Annotated in this window: 15 protein-coding genes, 1 pseudogene and 1 riboswitch; of the genes and pseudogenes, 11 read left to right on the top strand and 5 right to left on the bottom strand. The window is 59.1% G+C overall.

The window, feature by feature from the left end:
• Window positions 1-530, bottom strand: a pseudogene (locus tag QZ326_RS05160) (hypothetical protein); the annotation flags it as partial.
• A gap of 244 nt (window positions 531-774) precedes the next feature.
• Between QZ326_RS05160 and QZ326_RS05155 the strand changes: the two are divergent.
• The 3 genes from QZ326_RS05155 to QZ326_RS05145 all read left to right on the top strand — a co-directional run bounded on the left by QZ326_RS05155 (window position 775) and on the right by QZ326_RS05145 (window position 4,081).
• Window positions 775-2,145 carry an APC family permease gene (locus QZ326_RS05155; RefSeq protein WP_295742133.1) on the top strand — a complete coding sequence of 457 codons (1,371 nt, stop codon included), beginning with the start codon at window positions 775-777 and terminating at the stop codon, window positions 2,143-2,145.
• A gap of 73 nt (window positions 2,146-2,218) precedes the next feature.
• Entirely contained in the window at window positions 2,219-3,265 is a 1,047-nt protein-coding gene (locus QZ326_RS05150) for a P1 family peptidase (RefSeq protein ID WP_295742130.1), read from the top strand.
• 12 nt (window positions 3,266-3,277) lie between these two features.
• Window positions 3,278-4,081, top strand: coding sequence for a M55 family metallopeptidase (locus QZ326_RS05145; protein ID WP_295742127.1), 804 nt, complete (start codon window positions 3,278-3,280; stop codon window positions 4,079-4,081).
• Between the two features lie 435 nt (window positions 4,082-4,516).
• Here the strand turns inward: QZ326_RS05145 and QZ326_RS05140 are convergent, their stop codons facing one another.
• The 4 genes from QZ326_RS05140 to QZ326_RS05125 form a co-directional block, all read right to left on the bottom strand.
• Entirely contained in the window at window positions 4,517-4,771 is a 255-nt protein-coding gene (locus QZ326_RS05140) for a hypothetical protein (protein ID WP_295742124.1), read from the bottom strand.
• Window positions 4,772-4,848: 77 nt separating this feature from the next.
• The gene (locus QZ326_RS05135; protein WP_295742121.1) at window positions 4,849-5,184 is read right to left on the bottom strand and encodes a helix-turn-helix domain-containing protein; all 336 of its coding nucleotides are present in this window, start codon (window positions 5,182-5,184) and stop codon (window positions 4,849-4,851) included.
• Window positions 5,185-5,444: 260 nt separating this feature from the next.
• A complete protein-coding gene (locus QZ326_RS05130) occupies window positions 5,445-7,547 on the bottom strand; it encodes an RND family transporter (RefSeq protein ID WP_295742118.1) in 2,103 nt (700 codons plus the stop codon).
• A gap of 33 nt (window positions 7,548-7,580) precedes the next feature.
• Window positions 7,581-10,130, bottom strand: a complete 2,550-nt coding sequence (locus QZ326_RS05125) for a hypothetical protein (RefSeq protein ID WP_295742115.1) — start codon at window positions 10,128-10,130, stop codon at window positions 7,581-7,583.
• 100 nt (window positions 10,131-10,230) lie between these two features.
• On the opposite strand from QZ326_RS05125, the gene QZ326_RS05120 reads away from it, so the two are divergent.
• From QZ326_RS05120 to QZ326_RS05085, 8 genes are all read left to right on the top strand, one after another.
• The gene (locus QZ326_RS05120) at window positions 10,231-10,797 is read left to right on the top strand and encodes a TetR/AcrR family transcriptional regulator (protein ID WP_295742112.1); all 567 of its coding nucleotides are present in this window, start codon (window positions 10,231-10,233) and stop codon (window positions 10,795-10,797) included.
• Between the two features lie 329 nt (window positions 10,798-11,126).
• Window positions 11,127-11,357, top strand: coding sequence for a helix-turn-helix domain-containing protein (locus QZ326_RS05115; RefSeq protein ID WP_295742109.1), 231 nt, complete (start codon window positions 11,127-11,129; stop codon window positions 11,355-11,357).
• Window positions 11,354-13,597, top strand: coding sequence for a DNA internalization-related competence protein ComEC/Rec2 (locus QZ326_RS05110; protein WP_295742106.1), 2,244 nt, complete (start codon window positions 11,354-11,356; stop codon window positions 13,595-13,597). The genes QZ326_RS05115 and QZ326_RS05110 overlap by 4 nt, the downstream gene beginning before the upstream one ends.
• Before the next feature lie 2 nt (window positions 13,598-13,599).
• Window positions 13,600-14,655, top strand: a complete 1,056-nt coding sequence (gene holA, locus QZ326_RS05105) for a DNA polymerase III subunit delta (protein ID WP_295742104.1) — start codon at window positions 13,600-13,602, stop codon at window positions 14,653-14,655.
• Entirely contained in the window at window positions 14,652-15,305 is a 654-nt protein-coding gene (locus QZ326_RS05100; protein WP_295742101.1) for a toprim domain-containing protein, read from the top strand. The genes holA and QZ326_RS05100 overlap by 4 nt, the downstream gene beginning before the upstream one ends.
• A 140-nt stretch (window positions 15,306-15,445) precedes the next feature.
• The gene (locus tag QZ326_RS05095; protein WP_295742098.1) at window positions 15,446-15,700 is read left to right on the top strand and encodes a DUF6514 family protein; all 255 of its coding nucleotides are present in this window, start codon (window positions 15,446-15,448) and stop codon (window positions 15,698-15,700) included.
• A 187-nt stretch (window positions 15,701-15,887) separates the two neighbouring features.
• A riboswitch (THF riboswitch) is annotated at window positions 15,888-16,020 on the top strand.
• A 55-nt stretch (window positions 16,021-16,075) separates the two neighbouring features.
• A complete protein-coding gene (locus QZ326_RS05090) occupies window positions 16,076-16,627 on the top strand; it encodes a folate family ECF transporter S component (RefSeq protein ID WP_295742096.1) in 552 nt (183 codons plus the stop codon).
• 14 nt (window positions 16,628-16,641) lie between these two features.
• Window positions 16,642-17,922 carry a folylpolyglutamate synthase/dihydrofolate synthase family protein gene (locus QZ326_RS05085; RefSeq protein ID WP_295742093.1) on the top strand — a complete coding sequence of 427 codons (1,281 nt, stop codon included), beginning with the start codon at window positions 16,642-16,644 and terminating at the stop codon, window positions 17,920-17,922.
• Window positions 17,923-17,996: the final 74 nt, after the last annotated feature.

Below are 17,996 nucleotides of genomic sequence, written 5' to 3'. Positions count from 1 at the left end.
TCCCTGTTGACAGAAAAACCGGGAATTTCTCTGCCATGCCACAGTTGACACAGCTGCCTGATATGAGGCGGCACCAGATGGGGCTCCGATGGGGTGACAGCCACGGTAATCTGGTCGTAGATGCCGGTGTGGGTCAGGGCGCTGTCGTAGGGGATCAGGTTGATGTGGCTGATGCCGATTTCATAAAAGGCGTATACGGTGTCCAGGGCCGTCTCATAGGAGTCGTTTACCAGCAGCACGTTGGTGCCCGCGGGGATGGCGGAGATCAGATTGAGAGATTCCCGGGCCGGGCTGCGGGTGACCATGATGACCTTGGAGAAGTCGTCCACCAGGTCTTTGACATCCTGGAGAATACTGCTCTCCCAGACCAGATAGGCATCGGCAGCCAGCGCCGCGCGGGGTTCCAGGCGGTTGAGAAAGATATTTGTGAAGGAGATATACTGGTCGAAGACCTCTTCAAAGCTCTTTTTCAGAAAGTCGATGACCTCATGGTTTTCATCATTCTGGTAAAGAATAAATGCGGTTTTCACAGATGTTTACCTCATACGATCAAGTGTTTTTGTTATAGAAACATAGTATCACAAATAATAGGATAAAACAAGATAAAATAAGATTTATTTGAAAAGATTTTTCGGTTAAAATGGAAAATTTTCGGGAAATAAAGAAAGAATCCTGACTTTACAGCTTTTTAAAAAGTGGCATATTTTTTGCATACTGAATGCTCAGAGGCATCCAAAAGGGATCTGAGTTTTGTAGAGAAGAGAGGAGAAGACTATGGAAAACAAAAATGAGCAACAGGTCAGCTTAAAGCGCGAAATGGGCCTTTTTGGCGGCATCGGCATTATTGCTGGTATCGTCGTGGGGTCGGGGATCTTCTATCTAGGCTCCTATGTACTGGAGCGCACGCATATGAGTATGGGACTGGCACTGCTGTGCTGGGTCGTCGGCGGCGTGGTGTCCATTCTGGGCGGACTTTGCTTTGCCGAGCTGGGTGCGTGCGACCCGGCGGCAGGCGGCATGGTGGTGTATCTTGACAAAGCGTACCACCCGGTGGTAGGCTATATGTTCGGATTTACCAGCTGGCTGCTCAGCGGCGCGGGCTCCATCTCCGCGGTGGCTATTGCGCTGCCAACCGCCCTGCAGGGATATTTCGGATTTTCCGAAATGACGATTAAGATTATCGCCATTGCCCTGATCATTCTCCTGACGGTTTATAACTGCTTTGGCATCAAGCTGGGTGCTCTTTTGCAGAATGTGTCCCTGGTGGCCAAGCTGGTCCCCATCGCCATCATCGTCATCGGAGCGCTCGTCATGGGCCGTCAGACCCCAGACCTGAGTCTTATTCCCGAGGGCTATACCGGCGGAATCGGCGGCATCATTGGCATGATCGCTTTTGCGACGGTGGCGACCCTGTGGGCCTATGAGGGATGGACCAATGCCAACGCTGTGGCCGAGGAGATCAAGAATCCCGGCAAGAACCTCCCTGGCGCACTCATCATTGGCATTGGCTCCTGCACGGTTCTCTATGTGCTGTTTAACTTCGCGATTTACCGCGTCATTCCCCATGCGGAGGTTGTCTCCATGATCGGTGAGGGCAATTTGTACCTGGGAACCGAGGTAGCCAACCGCATCTTTGGCGGTCTGGGCGGCGGACTGGTTCTGGCGGCCATGCTGATTGCCATGCTGGGATCTGCCAACGGTATGATCATCGCCTTTGCCCGCTACTACTATGCCATGGCTGTGGAAGGCCACTTCTTCAAGAGCCAGGCGAAGCTGTCCAAGAAGTATCAGGTTCCCACTAACGCCCTGATTTGGCAGGCGGTCATCTGCATCATTCTGGTCCTTCTGCGGAATCTGGACCAGCTGACGTCTCTGGTGGTGTTCTCCGGTATGGTGTTCAACACGCTGGTGGTCGTCGCAGTCATCATTTACCGCAAGAAGTTCCCCAACATGGAGCGGCCCTATAAGGCCTGGGGCTATCCAGTTACCGTTGTCATCAGCGTACTGCTCTTTGCCGCGCTGATGATCAACACCCTCATTGAGGACCCCGTTACCTCCATTATCGGCTTGGTGGTTCCGGTCATCGGCGCCGCGGTTTACTTCATCTTCGATATAAAGCTGAAAAAAGAGCAGGGAGAGAAATAAGAAAATCGCTGGACAAATATGCCCGGCGGTTTGTCCGTTGGGCAGTCTGTCCAGTGAAAAGGAGGATAAACCTATGGGAATCCCGGAGGGGAAACTGGGAATTTCATTTAAATGGAAGTCCGGCCCCCGCAATCTGATCACCGATGTCCCCGGGGTGAAGGTGGGACACGCCACCATCCGGCACGGAGAGGTCAACACCGGCGTCACGGCAATCCTCCCGCACGAGAGAAATCTCTTCCAGGAGAAAGTCATGGCCGGAGCAGCGGTAATCAACGGCTTCGGCAAGAGCGCCGGCCTGGTGCAGATCGAGGAGCTGGGCACCATCGAGTCACCTATTATTCTGACCAACACGCTGAGCACCGGCACCGCCCTCACAGCCATAGTGAAATACATGATGGCGCAAAACCCGGACATCGGTGTGAAGACCGGCACGGTGAACTGCCTGGTTACCGAGTGCAATGACGGGCGGCTCAACGACATCCGCGGCCTCCATGTCACCGAGGAACACGTGCTGCAGGCCGTGCAGGGCGCAGCGGAGGACTTTGAGGAGGGGGCTGTGGGCGGCGGCACCGGTATGGTGTGCCTGGGTCTGAAGGGCGGCATCGGCTCCGCCTCCAGACAGCTGGAGGCGGACGGCAGGACTTACACCACCGGCGCCCTGGTCATGAGCAAATTCGGCGCGGCTGGAAATCTGGTCATCGGCGGGCGCCGTATCGATACGCGGAAATGCAACGAGGAGTGCGGCCGGGAATTCCGCGACAGCGGCTCCATCATTATTATTATCGGCACCGACGTGCCTTTGAACGAACGCCAGCTCAAGCGGGTGGCCAAGCGCGCCATGATCTCCCTGGGCCGTGTGGGCTCATACTGCGGCAACGGCAGCGGCGATATTGCCATCGCCTTCACCACCGCCAACAACCAGCCCCATTACAGCGACAGGAACATCTGGGACACGAAGATGTTTTACGATGAGAACATCGACTGCGTATTTGAGGCCGCAGTGGAGGCCGTAGAGGAGGCCATTATCAGTTCCCTCTACCATGCCAAAACCACTGTGGGCGTCCGCGGCAATCAATATATGGGTCTGCTGGAGTTTTTGGAAAAATACGAGAAAGAGTGATAGGAGGCTGGAATGGAAAAGCGGTATTTTATCAGTGCCGATATTGAGGGAATCACTGACGTCACCTTCTGGTCGGAGACTGAGACGGGTCAGGCGGGGTATGACGCGGCCTGTGAGCAGATGACGCGGGAGACGGCGGCGGCCTGCCGGGCGGTATTGGCGGCGGGCGGCCTGCCAGTGGTCCGGGACGGGCACGGCGGCGCCTGCAATATCCGGCATATGGACCTTCCGGAGGGCACCGAGCTGATGCGGGGCTGGGCCTGCCACCCCGGCTCCATGATGGCGGGCCTGGACAGTACCTTCAGCGGTGTGATCTACATCGGCTATCATGCCCCTGCCGGCAGTGACGGAAGCCCTTTGGCCCATACCAGCGAGTACGAACAGATTCGGTGGGCGAAGGTCAACGGGAAGCTGGCGTCTGAGTTTACGATGAATTCCCTGTATGCGGCGTCGCTGGGAGTTCCATCGTTGTTCCTCAGCGGCGACGAGGCCATCTGCCGCATGGCGGAGGAGGAGCTCCCCGGTCTCGCCACGGTGGCGGTGAAGCGCTGCAAAGGAAATTCCACCTGGAACATCCACCCCAAGACGGCGGAAAAGGCAATTGAGGAGACCGTGGCCCGACAGCTGGCCGCCGGCGCACCGCCGGTCCCAAAGGTGCCGGAGACGCTGGTGCTGGATCTGTGCCTGCCCACCCATCAGGCGGTGCGTTCCGCCCGGCAGCTGCCCGGTGTGGAGCTGGTCAGTAGCGAGGTGGTGCGCTACACCGCCAAGACGGTCAAGGAGCTGAAAATCGCCTGCGAACTGATAACGGGCTGACTTGGCAATGTCATTAAGATAAGACCAATTTCCAAATAATGGGGCATCAAAATGTTCTTAGATTTCAGCTAAGCACTTAGAATCCAAAACATTTTTGCACCCCATTATTGGGTAAATTTCCTTAACTCAATGACATTGGCTGACTGGGAACGCTTTTTCTCGGGGGGTCTGTCATCCTGTAGACTTCCAAAAGGGAACAAATGCCAAAAATTCTCAGACTGCCGGGAAAGCTGCGGCTTTTCCGGCAGTTTTTTGTCCGGATTTCCGATTGTTCCGCGATGATGGCGGTATTGTGGAAAGACAGCTGGACGGATTTGTTTTGCCGCGCAAAAAAAGGCGCCCCGCAGGCCGTAAGCCCGGGGCGCCAAAAACCACAGCATAAATTGTCGCAATGCTCTGCCTGCCGCAGGGCGCAGGACCTGGAAGCGTTCCGTCTCAATATGTATGACGCTGGTTGTCTATGGCTGTTTGAGGAAGGAACTCAGAGATCGTCTCGATCAGACGCTCCGGACATAGCTGGAGGACCGTGCACTTTTCAGCCAGCCCGGCGACTGCCTCACGGTCGCTGGAAAAAGGGGCGACGACAGCTGCCGGGATCCATTTCCCAGCCTGTTTCCGCATACATACGATGCCATAGAGTTCAAAGCGGGTAAACGGGGGTCTCGTTTTTGTCACTTCATATTGATACAAGCGGCGCACCTCCTGTTCTCACATCATGCGGCAGCTCTTTGAAAATCCGTGCTGCGTGGCAGGCGGAGTTGACGGGCTCATTTCTGCAGCACCTCCATGATGGCGCGGATGTGGGCTGTAACCGCCTTTTGATCCTCACTGGGCAGGAGTGAAAACCACTCGAAGTATCTCAAAAGGACAGTCAGTGAATCCGGGTTTTCTGCGGGGGCCGTTTCGCCTGTCAATGTGCTCAGCGGGACATCTAAGTGTTTGGCAATGTGGAGGGCGGTATGAAGTGAGGTGTTTCCGTCCTTCAAGATATCCTGTAGGGTCGATTTTGGAATATCCAATTCCTCTGAGAACTCGGTCAGGTTCGCGTTCTTGATTTTACGAATAGCCTCCAGATTTTTCGCAAAATGACCGCATTGATTCATAGGGATTCCCTCCTTTTTATCTGATTTAAGGATAAAGGAATTCCGTGGAATTGTGCGGCCGGATTTTCGGTTTATCGACCGTTTTTTCGACTGCCTTGCAGGGGACACGGCATGCCGCTGAAATCGGTGGTGAAGCGCCAGCGGTATGCCGCCCTTTTGGCAGCATACCGCTGTTTTGCTCGTTTTGCCTTTGTGCGCTCTCTATTGGAGAGTGAATGCCTGCGGGAGAAGGCGGAAGGAATTTGCTGAGGTGCAGAGTTTCAGGTGTCCCCGGAGAGGATCTGTTTCTTTGCCGCTTTTGCCTTGCGCCAGTGTAGGCTGGTTTTGTTGATCAGCGGCTCACAGACACACAGGATAGATGGCATCAGGAACATACTCATCACCGCAGAGATCAGCGCGCCCCGGGCCAGCATGACGCAGATGGAGCTGATGATTTCGATTTCCGAGATCAGGCCCACCCCCAGCGTGGCGCAGAACATCACGAGAGAGCTGGTGATGATGGAGCCGTCGGAGGCGGTGGCGGCGATCTCGGTGGCCTCCACGGCGGTCTTTCCGCCCTGGAGCTCCTCCCGGAAGCGGGTGGCCAGCAGGATTGCGTAGTCCACCGTGGCACCTAACTGGACACAGCCAATGATGGTGGGGGAGACAAAGGGGATCACAGTGCCGGTGAAATAGGGGATGCCCTGGTTGATGAAGATGGCCAGCTCGATAGCGGCTACCAGTACCACCGGCATGGAGAGGGACCGGAACACCCAGGCCACGATCAGCAAAATGGCGCCGATGGAGATGTAGTTGGTCACCTGGAAGTCCACGGCGGAAGTGGTGATCAGATCGTCGGTTAGGGCGGCTTCGCCGGTGATGAGGGCCTCTGGGTCATATTGTTTTACCAGACCGTTCAGTGTTTTGAGCTGGGTGGACACTTTGTCGGAGGCGGTGGCGTATTCGGAGTTCACCATCAGCAGCTGATAGCCCCCCTGCTTGAGCATGTTCCGTATCTCCTCGGGAATGAAAAAGTCCGGGAAGCCAGAACCCAGCATGGCGTGGTAGGAGAGAACGGAGGTGATTCCGTCGATCTCCCGGATGGAGGACTCCAGCTGGTTCATGCCGGTAGCGGGGATATCGTCCCGCAGGAGGATGAAGTGGGACCCGGCCATATCGAACTCGTCTTTCAGTTTGTTGTTGGCCACAATGGAGGCCATGTCCTGGGGCAGGGCCTCGTCTAGCTTGTAGTAAACCCCAGTATGGGACTGGGCGTACACCGCCGGGAGGAAGAGAAGCAGGAACAGGGCCATCATCCATCTCCGGCGGCGAATCACCGCGTGGTTGAGCTTGGCGAAATCCGGCAGAAGGCTCTTGTGTTTGTGCCTTTCGATCTGCTTGTCAAAGAGCAGCAGCAGCGCAGGCAGCACCAGTACCACGGTAGCGACGCCCAGCACTACACCTTTGGCCATGACGATACCGATATCCCGGCCCAGAGTCAGCCGCATGAAGCACAGAGCCAGAAAACCCGCGATGGTGGTGAGGCTGGAGCCGGAGAGGGAGGTGAAGGCAGCCACGATGGCCTTGGCCATGGCGTCCCGCCTGTCGTCCCAGTGGGCCTGCTCCTCCTTGTAGCGGTGGTAGAGGAAAATAGAGTAGTCCATGGTGACGCCCAGCTGCAGCACAGCGGCGATGGCTTGGGTGATGTAGGAGATCTCCCCCAGAAAGATGTTGGTTCCGAAGTTGTAGACGATGGCCATGCCGATGCTGGCGAGAAACACGAAGGGCAGTACCACGGACTCCATGGTCAGTGACATGGCCGCCAGAGACAGCGCCACGGCCAACCCCACGTAGATGGGCAGTTCCCGGTCCACCAAGTCCTTGGTGTCCTTGATGACCACGGAGAATCCGGCCAGGAAGCATTTCTCGTTGCAAATGGCGCGGATAGCGTCGATGGCCTCCATGGTCTCCTGGTCCGCGCCGGACTTGTCGTACTGGATGATCATCATAGTGGCGTCGCCGGCGTAGAACATGTCCCGCAGCCCGGCTGGAATGAAGTCGATGGGAATCTGGATGCCCACGGTGTTGGACAGCCACACGGCGTTGGAGACGTTGGGCACGTTTTTGATGGCGTTGATGAGGTCATTGGTGTATGCGGCGGGCATCCCCTCCACAATGAGCATGCTGGTGGCGGCCATGTGGAAGGGCTCCTCCAGCAGCCGCTCCCCCTGGGCGGACTCCAGGTCCTGAGGCAGGTAGGTGAGGATATCGTAATTGACCCGGGTACCCAGGTATCCCAGGGCGGCGGGGATTAGCAGCGCAGCGGAAACCAGAGCCACCAGTTTCGGTTTCCGGGTCAGCAGGCAGGCGATTTTGTCAAGCAAGAAAAACACCGTCCATTCTCAGAAATCGCGTTGTCAGCGAAAAATACCCGTGATGGCGGACCAGAAGTCCCGGAACATCTGGGTGACCCGGCCCCAGAAAGTGGTCGACTCGGCCTGGACTCCGGCCGGAGCCTCCTGGACTGCGTCCTCCGCCTTGATCTCCTGGGAGCGGATGAGCACCTGTACGCTGACGGGAGAGGGGTTCTCCTCAGAGGTCAGGGACACCGCCGGGGCCCCAGCATCCATCAGCAGGAGGTTGTTCACCTCGCCGGTATACTCTGTCCAGGTGTCCTCGATGATTTCGTCGATCTTCTCCTTGGCACTTCGAACGTCGCCGGTGGCGTCCACACTGTGGGCGGTTTTCCGCAGGCTGGCGGCAAGGCCGGTGAGACTCTGCTGGGTGCCCTGGTCCAGCTGAGAGCCGGAGTCCCTGGCCAGCTGGCGGAAGGAGGTGAGAAAGCCGGTGGTGTCATCCACAGTGACCACCATGTCCTCCACCAGCGTCCGGGTGTCTTCTAGAGTATCGTGAAGACCAGGGACATGGCGGTTGATGGTGTCGTCCAGATCCCGGACCTCCGTCAGGAGATCATCCACCTGGTCCAAAATGTCCCGGCCCACATCCGCCAGGCCGTCCAGATGGCCCATGGTGGTGTCGGTTTTTCCCACAAGGCTGCCCAGATCCCCGGCGAGGCCGCCCCCGCCCAGATCACCCAGCAGTTTTTCCAGGTTTTCCAGGAGTCCTGTGAGCTTGGTGGTGTCATGATCCTGGTTCAGCTGGGCCAGGGTCTTTCCCGTCTGAGCATACAGTGCCTTTTTTGCCAGGATTTTGGAAATATTTTCCGGCGTCTGCTGGTCCGCCGGGAGTTTGTTGATGTCATTCAGCATCAGCATGGCGGTAAAGAAGCCCGCCTTATCCATGGGGCGGTCTGCGCCGCCGGTGACGGCGGCGTAGACCTGTTTCATCAGGACCAATTTTGGCTTTGCAGAGGCATATGTCTCCGCTTGATCCTGGGTCAGACTGCCTGCGGTTACCAGGTGTTGAAGAGCCTGCTCCGCCGTCAGTCCGGGCATCAGTGCCTGTATCTGGGCAATGCCGCTGTCCACAGCCTGCACCTGGCTCAGCAGCACCTGGGCCTCCGCAGCGCTGGCTGCGCTCTTGGAGGCCAGCAGGGCGGCAATTTGGAACTGGGGGTATGTAATTGTCTCCGCGGGGTTTCCCTCTGCGTCCTTCGCCACGCTGGCCCACACGGTCTCCAGGGCCTGGACCTGGGTCAGGATATCCGAGAGCTTCTGGCCCTGGACCTTGATATGCTGCCGGACATTCTCCGGGATCTCGGAGATGATGCCGCCGCTGATCTGGATGTCCAGAGCCTTCAGCAGCTCCTCCAGCTCTTGGAGACTGTCCTGAAGGGACTTCAGATCCGCGCCCAGCTGGTCGAGGTGATCCTCCATGCTGCCGGTGCCGCTGCGGATGTCCCGGATGTCCCGCTGCAGGTCCCGCAGGCTGTTATTCACGTCGTCCAGACTGCCCTGCAGGCCCACGGCGGCGTCCGCCACGCCGGAGAGGGCGCCGGTGACATCGTCCACCGCGTCTCCGGTGCCGGTCAGGTGGCCGGGGAGTGTGTTCAGGGAGCCGTTCAGCCGCCTCAGGTCGGCCAGCACCCTGTCGCCGTCCTGGTAGATCTGGTCCTTGCCGGAGGAGATGGTGTTTCTGGCCCGGTTCAGCTCATCTAAGCCGCTGGCGGTGTCCCGCAGGCTGCTGCCCAGGTCCGTGAAAGAGTCCAGCAGGGTGTCCAGACTGCCGGAGAGGGCATCGTAATCCTCCTCCAGCTCGTCTTTCCGCTGGGACAGCTTTGCGATTTCCTGCAGCTGGCTGAGAGTGGCGGGGACCATCAAAAAGGTTATACCGGAAAAGGAGAAGTCCTCCGACCCCACCCGGATGACAAAGTGCTGCTCCTCCCCCGGCAGGGCGATGAACAGCACCGCCCTCAGGTTGCCGATGAGCTGTACCTGAGCCCCCGGGGCTTCCAGGGACAGAATATCGTCCTGGTTGAACATGGCCATGGCTTCCAGGGTGTAGTTGTACCGGGCGTAGTCGCTGGCGTTTTCATTGGGGATGGCGTCCACGGTGATCTCCACCACGCCGGTCCTGCCTGCCAGGTCCTCTGCCCGGACTGCCACGCCGTTGAGCGTATAGGAGATGGAGAGGGTCCAGGGCAGATTTTGGAAGGGCTCCGCCGTCCGGCCCTCGAAGTAGAAGTGGGAGGGGGCCTGGTCGAACCGGAATTCCGTGACGCCGTTCCGGGTCACCGGGAGGGTGCCGTCGGTGAGATTCACCACCTGGTCGTAGGTCCCGCAGTCCGTCAGGGCCGTGGCGCCGTTAAGGGTGTAGCTCTTCACCACGCTGCCCTCCGTCAGGTTGCCGTAGTAGTCCAAGGTGGCGTAATAGGCCTCGTCATAAGTGGGGGTCACATTGTCGCCAATGGGCTCCGCCGCCGCGGCGGGAAGGGCCAGGGAGGCTGTCAGGGCACCGGCAAGGCAGAGAGCCAGGGCGCGCGGGCCGGTTCCGGGAGAACGCTTCATGTTGAATCACTCCAAAATAAAGATAAGATAATCAAAACCGCGGCACCTTGCCAGCGGGGAAATTTTTTGCTATACTGGTTTTCAAAGGAGGAGGGCGAAAATGAACCGCACCAAGCAGGCGCTTAACGAGACCTTCTGGCAGCTTCTGGAGGAGATGCCATACAGCAGGATTACCGTCAAGGAAATCGTAGACCGCTGTCAGGTGAACCGAAACACCTTCTATTACCACTATCAGGATATCCCCGCCCTGGCGGAGGCCACCATGCAGGCCTGGGTAAATGAGATCGTAGAAGATCATTTCAACTTTGGAAATCCTCAGGATTGTCTGGTTCCCCTGGTGGAGGGGTGCATCGCCCGGAAAAAGGCAATCCTTCACATCTACCGCTCCGTGCAGCGGGAGGTGTTTCTGAGCCACCTCAGCAGTCTCATTGGCCACGCTGTCGGCGTTTACGCAGAGGGTGTGAAGGATACTTTGGGGGCGGATCTGGAGACGCTGCCGGTGTTGTGCCATTTTTACAAGTGTGTGGGCATGGGACTGGTGCTGGATTGGCTGGACCAGAACATGCGCTACGACATGCCGGAATTTCTGGAGACCATCTGCGGACTCCTCCAGGGCTTTACTCAGAATGCACTGCTGAGACCGCCGGAGGGACTGCCGCCGGTGTGACGGATAGAGATTCCGGCGTGTCCTTTACAATATGCAGTGTATGATCCGTGGGAGAAAACGGCAATGGGCAAAGAAAGGGCCGGTGCCTAAAATTTAGGCACCGGCTGCTGATTTGACCAAATTTTCGCGGGCACTCCATTCCCCCCCGGCGGGGCGCAGCGGCGTGTGGTTTCTGCCCGGTCGGGATCCGAGGTTCTTCCGCTTGTGTGAAATATTGTTCTTTCAATTTTTTATCCCGTATGATAAAATTAGAATGAAAGTGAATCCGTATGGATGAAATTCACCAAGGGAATGTTGCCGTTTGGTAGCATTTTTTTGAGGTGAATATCATGCACTTTCAACGGCTGGAGGATTTGCGGGTCGACCATGATAAGACGCAGATCGAAATTGCGGAATACCTGAACATGGGACGTAATGTCTATTGGCGTTACGAGAAGGGAAAGCGGGAGGTCCCGACCTGGGCGGTTTTGAAGCTGGCCGACTACTATAAGGTCAGCACCGACTATCTCCTGGGCCGCACGGATGAGCGGACGCCCTATCCGCCTGCCCGCAGAAGATGAGAAAGCTGGCGGTTTATGCCGGAGCTTTCTCCCTGGGGATCTTTCTGGCCCAGTACCTGCTGCCGCCGGACTGGCTGCTGCCAGGGGCGCTGGTGTGCCTGGGACTGGGCTGGGCAGCGTTTCTGCTGCCCTGGGAGGTCCGCCGCCGGTGCGTGGCGGCCTGCGCTGCCCTGGCCTTGGCCCTGGGGTGGAACTGGCTGTATATCCGGCAGGTGCAAAAGCCGCTGGAGGTCCTGGCGGGCATGGAGGGACCGGCGGTCATGACGCTGTGCGGCTATGCGGAGAAGACGGACTACGGCGCGAGAGCGGTCGTCAGGCTGGAGGGCGTTCCGCTTGGAAAGGCTGTGTTTTACGGGGATTGGCCCTTGCTGGAGCTGGAGCCGGGACAGACGGTGTCCGCCGTAGCCCGTTTCCAGAGCGCCGGGAGGATTCGGGACACGGACGTCACCAGTTTTACCTCCAAGGGCGTGTTTCTCCTGGCCTACGGGCGTGGAGAGGCGGTATACGGCTCAGGGACCAGTTCCTCGCCCCGCTGGTGGCCGGTCCGGCTGGGCAGGGCCATGGCGGAGAAGATTCAGGAGCTGTATCCGGACAGCAGCGCGGGTTTTTTGACCGCCATCCTCACTGGAGATAAGACCGGGCTCCCCGAGGGGGACGGCATTGCCCTGTCCGAGGCGGGACTGTATCACGTCATGGCGGTCTCCGGGATGCACTGCGGATTTTTGCTGACATTGGCGGCGGGGTTGACAGGAAAACGCCGCCGGTTCACAGCGATTCTGGTTCTGCCGCTGCTGGTGTTTTATGCGCTGCTCACGGGCGGAAGTCCCTCGGTGGTGCGCGCCTGCGTCATGCTGGCGTTTCTTTTGGCCGCGCCCCTGTTCTGCCGCGACAGCGACCCTCCTACGGCCTTGGCTGCGGCGTTGTTTTTGATCCTGCTGGCAAACCCCTTTGCCGCTGCTTCGGTGAGCCTGCAGCTGTCCTTTGCCGCCATGGCGGGCCTTCTGTGGCTGACGCCGAAGCTGATGAGGGCGCTGGCGGGGGAGAGGGACGGTTTTTTCCGCCTTCTGGCCGCCAGCTTTTCCGCCACCATGGGTGCGCTGGTGTTTACCACGCCGCTGACCGCCTGGTATTTTGGCAGATTAGTGCTGGTGTCGCCTTTGAGCAACCTGCTGAGCCTGTGGGCGGCGGGGCTTGGGTTTATGCTGGGATTGCTGTCTGCTGCGGCAGGGTTTTTCTGCGCGCCTTTGGGTATGGCGGTGGCATTGGCGCCCAGGGCGCTTGTCTGGTATATTCTCCGGGCGGCCCATCTGATGGCGGACATTCCCCATCACGCGCTGTACTACACCAACCCCTACCTGAAATATTGGCTGATTTTCGTCTATGTCCTCTTTGCCCTGGCCTGCGTTCTCCGGCCCAAGGGCCGCCGGAAGTACGCCGCTGCGGCCCTTCTGGCGGTACTGACCCTGGCGGTGACGGTAAAGCTGGGCCAGCGGCGGTGCCAGGCAGATCTGGACGTTTTCGTTTTGGACGTGGGTCAGGGACAGTGTGTCCTGCTGGCCTCGGAGGGGCGCTTTGCCCTGGTGGACTGCGGCAGCGGGAACAGCTGGCTCAGCGCCGGGGATATGGCGGCGGACTATCTGTCGTCTCTGGGCTGCAAAAGGCTGGACTATCTCATTCTGACCCATTACGATCAAGACCATGTCTCCGGCGTCGCCGCCTTGACGGAGCGCATGGGCGTACAGACCCTGCTGGCACCGGACGTATCGGACAGCGCGGGACTGCGGGAGGCGGTGCTCTCCGCCGCGGAAGCGTCCGGCGCATCGGTTGAGTTTCCGGGGGAGCTTCGGAGCATTGCTCTGGGCGGAGCGGCGTTGGCTGTTTATCCGCCGGTGGGGGAGGGCGGAGACAACGATGAAGGGCTGTCAGTTCTGGCCTCTGCCGGGGAGCTGGATCTTCTGGTCACCGGCGATATGGACCGGGCCACGGAGCGGAAGCTCCTGGCGGCGTACGATCTGCCGGATATCGAGGTCCTGGTGGCCGGCCACCACGGCTCCAGGTACTCCACATCGGAGGAGTTGCTGGAGGCTCTCCGGCCGGAGACGGTCTGCGTCAGCGTGGGAAATAATTCCTACGGGCACCCTGCGGAGGAGGCGCTGGAGCGGCTGGCCCGGCAGGGCTGCACCGTTTTTCGCACGGACCTCCACGGAACCATCCATCTATCATTGAATCGGGAGAAATGACCATGGCCTATGGAAAAAAGGCGTCCGGCAGCGGCGGGGCGTTTCAAAAATTGAAGGGGGACCTCTCTGCGGGGACCCTGGGCTGCGCCTACATTTTTTATGGCGAGGAGAGTTACCTCCGGGAGTATTATCTGGAGGCCCTGCGGAAAGAGCTGATCCCGGCCGGATTTGAGGAGTTCAACTACCATCGGGCGGAGGGGAAGGATGTGAACGTCCAGACACTGACCGAGATGGCGGAGGCCATGCCCATGATGGCGGAGCGGACGCTGCTGGTGGCGGTGGACTTTGACATTTTCAAACTGGGTGAGGAACAGCGGGACAAACTCATTGCCCTGCTGGAGGATATCCCGCCCTACTGCTGTGTGGTGTTTTTGTACGACACACTGGAGTACAAACCCAACAGGACGATGAAAAAGCTCTGTAAGGCCATTGACAGCCATGTGGAGGCGGTGGAGTTCCGACCCGCCAGCGGCAGCGATTTGGAGGCGTGGATCGCCCGCCGCTTCCGGGCGCTGGGGAAGGACATCGACCGCCAGACGGCGGAGTATCTGGTTTTCACCTGCGGCGGGCTGATGACGGGTCTGGTGCCGGAGATCGCCAAGATCGGGGCCTATGCCAAGGGGAAGTCCATCACCAAGGCGGACATCGACGCCGTGGCGGACCCGGTGCTGTCGGCGGAGGTGTTCCGGCTGTCCGATGCGGTGCTCCAGGGGGACTATGACCGGGCGTCCGCCATTCTGGGAGACCTTCTGAAAATGCAGACAGAACCCATTGTAATTCTGGCGGCTCTGGGCGGGCAGCTGCGGCGTATCTACACCGCCCGGCTGGCTATCGACAGCGGGCGCGGCAAGCGCTGGCTCATGGAGCTGTGGGATATGCGGTCGGATTACCCGGCAAAGCTCTTGCTGTCCGCTGCCCGGCGGGCCACTGCGGAGTGGTGTGCGGATGCGGTACGGATGTGCCAGACTCTGGACCGCCGGATGAAGAGCGAGAAGGGCGTGGACGCGGCGGGAGAGCTGAAACTGCTGCTGGTGCGTCTGGGGGCGGCGCGGAGATGAGGAGGATCAAAGAGGTCATCGTGGTAGAGGGGCGGTATGACAAGAACACGCTCTCCCAAGCGGTGGAGGCAACGATTATCACTCTGGGCGGCTTCTCCGTGTTCAATGACCGGGAGAAGCTGACCTTTCTCCGCCGCCTGGCGGAGAAGCAGGGACTGATCGTCCTGACGGACAGCGACAGTGCGGGCTTTGTGATCCGGAACTACCTCAAGGGTACCCTGCCGAAGGACCGGGTCAAACAGGCGTATATCCCAGATATCCGGGGAAAGGAGCGCCGCAAGCGCTGCCCCGGCAAGGAGGGTAAGCTGGGAGTAGAGGGCATGCGTCCGGAGGTGCTGCTGGAGGCCCTCCGCCGGGCGGGGGCTACCTTCCTGGATGAAACGGCAAAGGTGCCCGGCAAAGAGCGGTTGACCAAGGCAGACCTCTTTGAGCTGGGGCTCACCGGCGGGCAGGACAGCGCCGCCCGGCGGCAGGCTCTGCTGAGGCAGCTGGATCTGCCGGAACATCTGACCGCAAACGGCCTTTTGGAAGCGCTGAATCTGCTCTATGACCGGGAGGAGCTGGAGGCTTTGCTCCAGGGCGGCAACGGGCAGCAGGAAACGAAGCCCCTATTATTTACGAAAAATCCAGAAAACGACATAATTCGATAAAAAACAACAAATAAATGGTGGTATACTGGCAATGGCCCTGCTTGAAAAATGCCGAAATACCCGGAACCGGATTTTTTGACCGCTGAGTATTTCGCATGTTTCAAACAGGGCTGTATTTTTTGCTGAAAAGAGGTCGTTGTGTGCGGAAAATTTGGTTTGGTCAGTCGGAGTGCTGTGGAACGGCGGTGCGCTATTATCTGATGGCGGAGGAGGCGGCAGGGATAGAGCGCTACGGTCTCCAGATACGCTATGGGGACGAGACGGAGACGGTGCCGGATATCACCACTTCCCAGAGGCGGATTCAGTCGCTTCTGGAGATCCTGATGCAGGGCGGCGTTACGCCCGCCACGGCCCGGGAAGTGGTAGAGGACTGGCTGAACGGAGCAGAGGCGTGAATGGATGTGTCCAAAATCCAAGATATTGCAGGATCATGTACACGGTGCAGAAGGCCGGTACTGCCCCCAAATCCGCTTCTGCTGCCGCCCTTTCAATCTTTGGATTCCTTTAACTGCGTGGTTGGACACTCCCTCTGATATCTCCTCTTGCTATTTTTAAAAAAGTCTGTATAATAGGGTTCTATCAGGCAGAGTAGGAACGCATGTGTCAACAGACGGCAAAAGCCGTCCGCAGTGCCGGGAAGACGGGGAGTTGCTTTCCGGACGAAAGGGCAGACCATTCAGGTTTGTCCGCAGTGTGTGTTCCGCATCCCGCTGCCGCATGAGGGGGACTCCTCTGTGCGGCGTACTGCCGTATCAGAAGGAGGTATTTTTATGTCCAAACTCAACACCCGGGCCCTGTGCCGCATCGCCATGCTGGCGGCGCTTTATGTGCTGCTGAACAACACCATTGCCATCAAGGCAGGCAATCTCCGCATCACCTTCGCCTCTTTGCCGGTAGTGGTGTCAGCACTGCTCTTTGGCCCCATGGAGTCCGCCCTGACGGCCCTGCTGGGGGAGTTTATCAATCAGCTGATTGGCGGCTACGGCATCACTGCCACAACAGCTCTGTGGCTGATTCCACCGGCGGTGCGGGGAGTGGTTATTGGGGCCGCGGCCCTGGCCTGCCAGCGTACGGAACGGCCTCTGGAGTGCCGCCCCATACTGGGATATGCCGTCTGTGTTTTGGGTGCGCTGTGCACCACCCTTACCAACACCGCCGTCATTGCGGCGGACGCGTGGATTTACCACTATTACTCGAAAGCCTATGTCTTTGGCGAGCTGCTGTACCGCTTGGGCTCCGGTGTGCTGATCGCCGTGATTGTCGCCACCGCGGCTCTGCCTATGGCGGGACTCCTTCGCCGCCAAGGGCTGGCCCGGGCATAGGGGAGGGAGGTACCGTGACTGGGCAGGAGGCCATCGCCTATATTCATTCCTTCCAGTGGCAGGATCATGCTCTGGGGCTGGACCGTATGCGGGCCCTGCTCCGGGCCTTGGGAGAGCCGCAGAAGGGGCAGAAGCTCGTCCATGTGGCGGGTACCAACGGCAAGGGCAGCACCTGCGCCTGTATCTCTTCCGTGCTGCAGGCGGCGGGATACCGGGTGGGCCTGAATACATCTCCCTATCTCATAACCTTCCATGAACGTATTCAGGTGAATGGGGAAATGATCTCTGACGGGGAGCTGGCGGGACTGGTGGAGGAGATCCGGCCTGCCGCAGAGGCCATGCCGGAGCACCCTACGGAGTTTGAGCTGATAACTGCCATTGCCCTGCTGTACTTCCGCCGGAAGAACTGTGATATCTCCGTGCTGGAAGTGGGCCTTGGCGGCGCACTGGATGCCTCCAACGTCATCGATGTGCCGGAGGCTGCCGTAATCACCGCCATGGGCATGGACCACGTGGCCCTGCTGGGGCCAACCCAGGCGGATGTGGCTGCCGCTAAAGCTGGGATCATCAAATCCGGCGGGGACGTTGTCAGCTATGGCGGGTGTCCGGAGGCAGACGTGGTGTTCCGCCGGACCTGCAGGGAGCGGGGCGCGGATCTCACTGAGGTGGATTTCTCGCGTCTTCACGTCTGTGTCTCAACTCTGGAGGAGACGGTGTTTGATTTCGAGCCCTACAGGGATTTGTATATCCCCCTGGCGGGGTGCTATCAGCCCCGGAATGCCGCCGCGGCCATTACGGCTCTGGAGATTTTGGGCCGGAAGGGTTGGGCTGTTGACGGGGACGCCATCCGGCGGGGACTGGCGGAAGTCCGCTGGCCGGGACGGTTTGAACTTTTGCGTAGAGAACCCTTCTTCCTGCTGGACGGAGCCCACAATGTCCACGGTATGGCCGCTGCACTGGAGAGCCTGCGGGCGCTGTTTCCGGAGTGGAAGATGGTGTTCCTGGTGGGCCTCCTGGCGGACAAGGACGTGGAGCGGATGCTGGATCTGCTGGTCCCTTTGGCGGAGCGGGTGTTCACCCTCCGGCCTGAGAGCTCCCGGTCTATGGGGGCGGAGGAGCTGGCGCGGCTGCTGGCGGAGCGGGGTGTTCCCGCCCAGGCCTGCCAAACGGCGGAGGAGGGAGTTTGGGCCGCCGTGGAGGCCGCCGGGCGTTTCGGGGCTGTCTGCGCCCTGGGGTCACTGTACCTCTCCGGGGATATCCGCCGGGCTGTGGAGAGTCTGGGGACATCGTGCTGAAAAAGAGGCGTCCGCTAATGGGGCGGTGACGTAAGAAAACATTTTAAGCGAGGGTCGGCGTAGCGTCAAGCTGC

The sequence above is a fragment of the uncultured Oscillibacter sp. genome (genome assembly GCF_910587525.1).
Classification (GTDB): domain Bacteria; phylum Bacillota; class Clostridia; order Oscillospirales; family Oscillospiraceae; genus Oscillibacter.
This window is presented reverse-complemented; position numbering and strand designations above follow the sequence as displayed.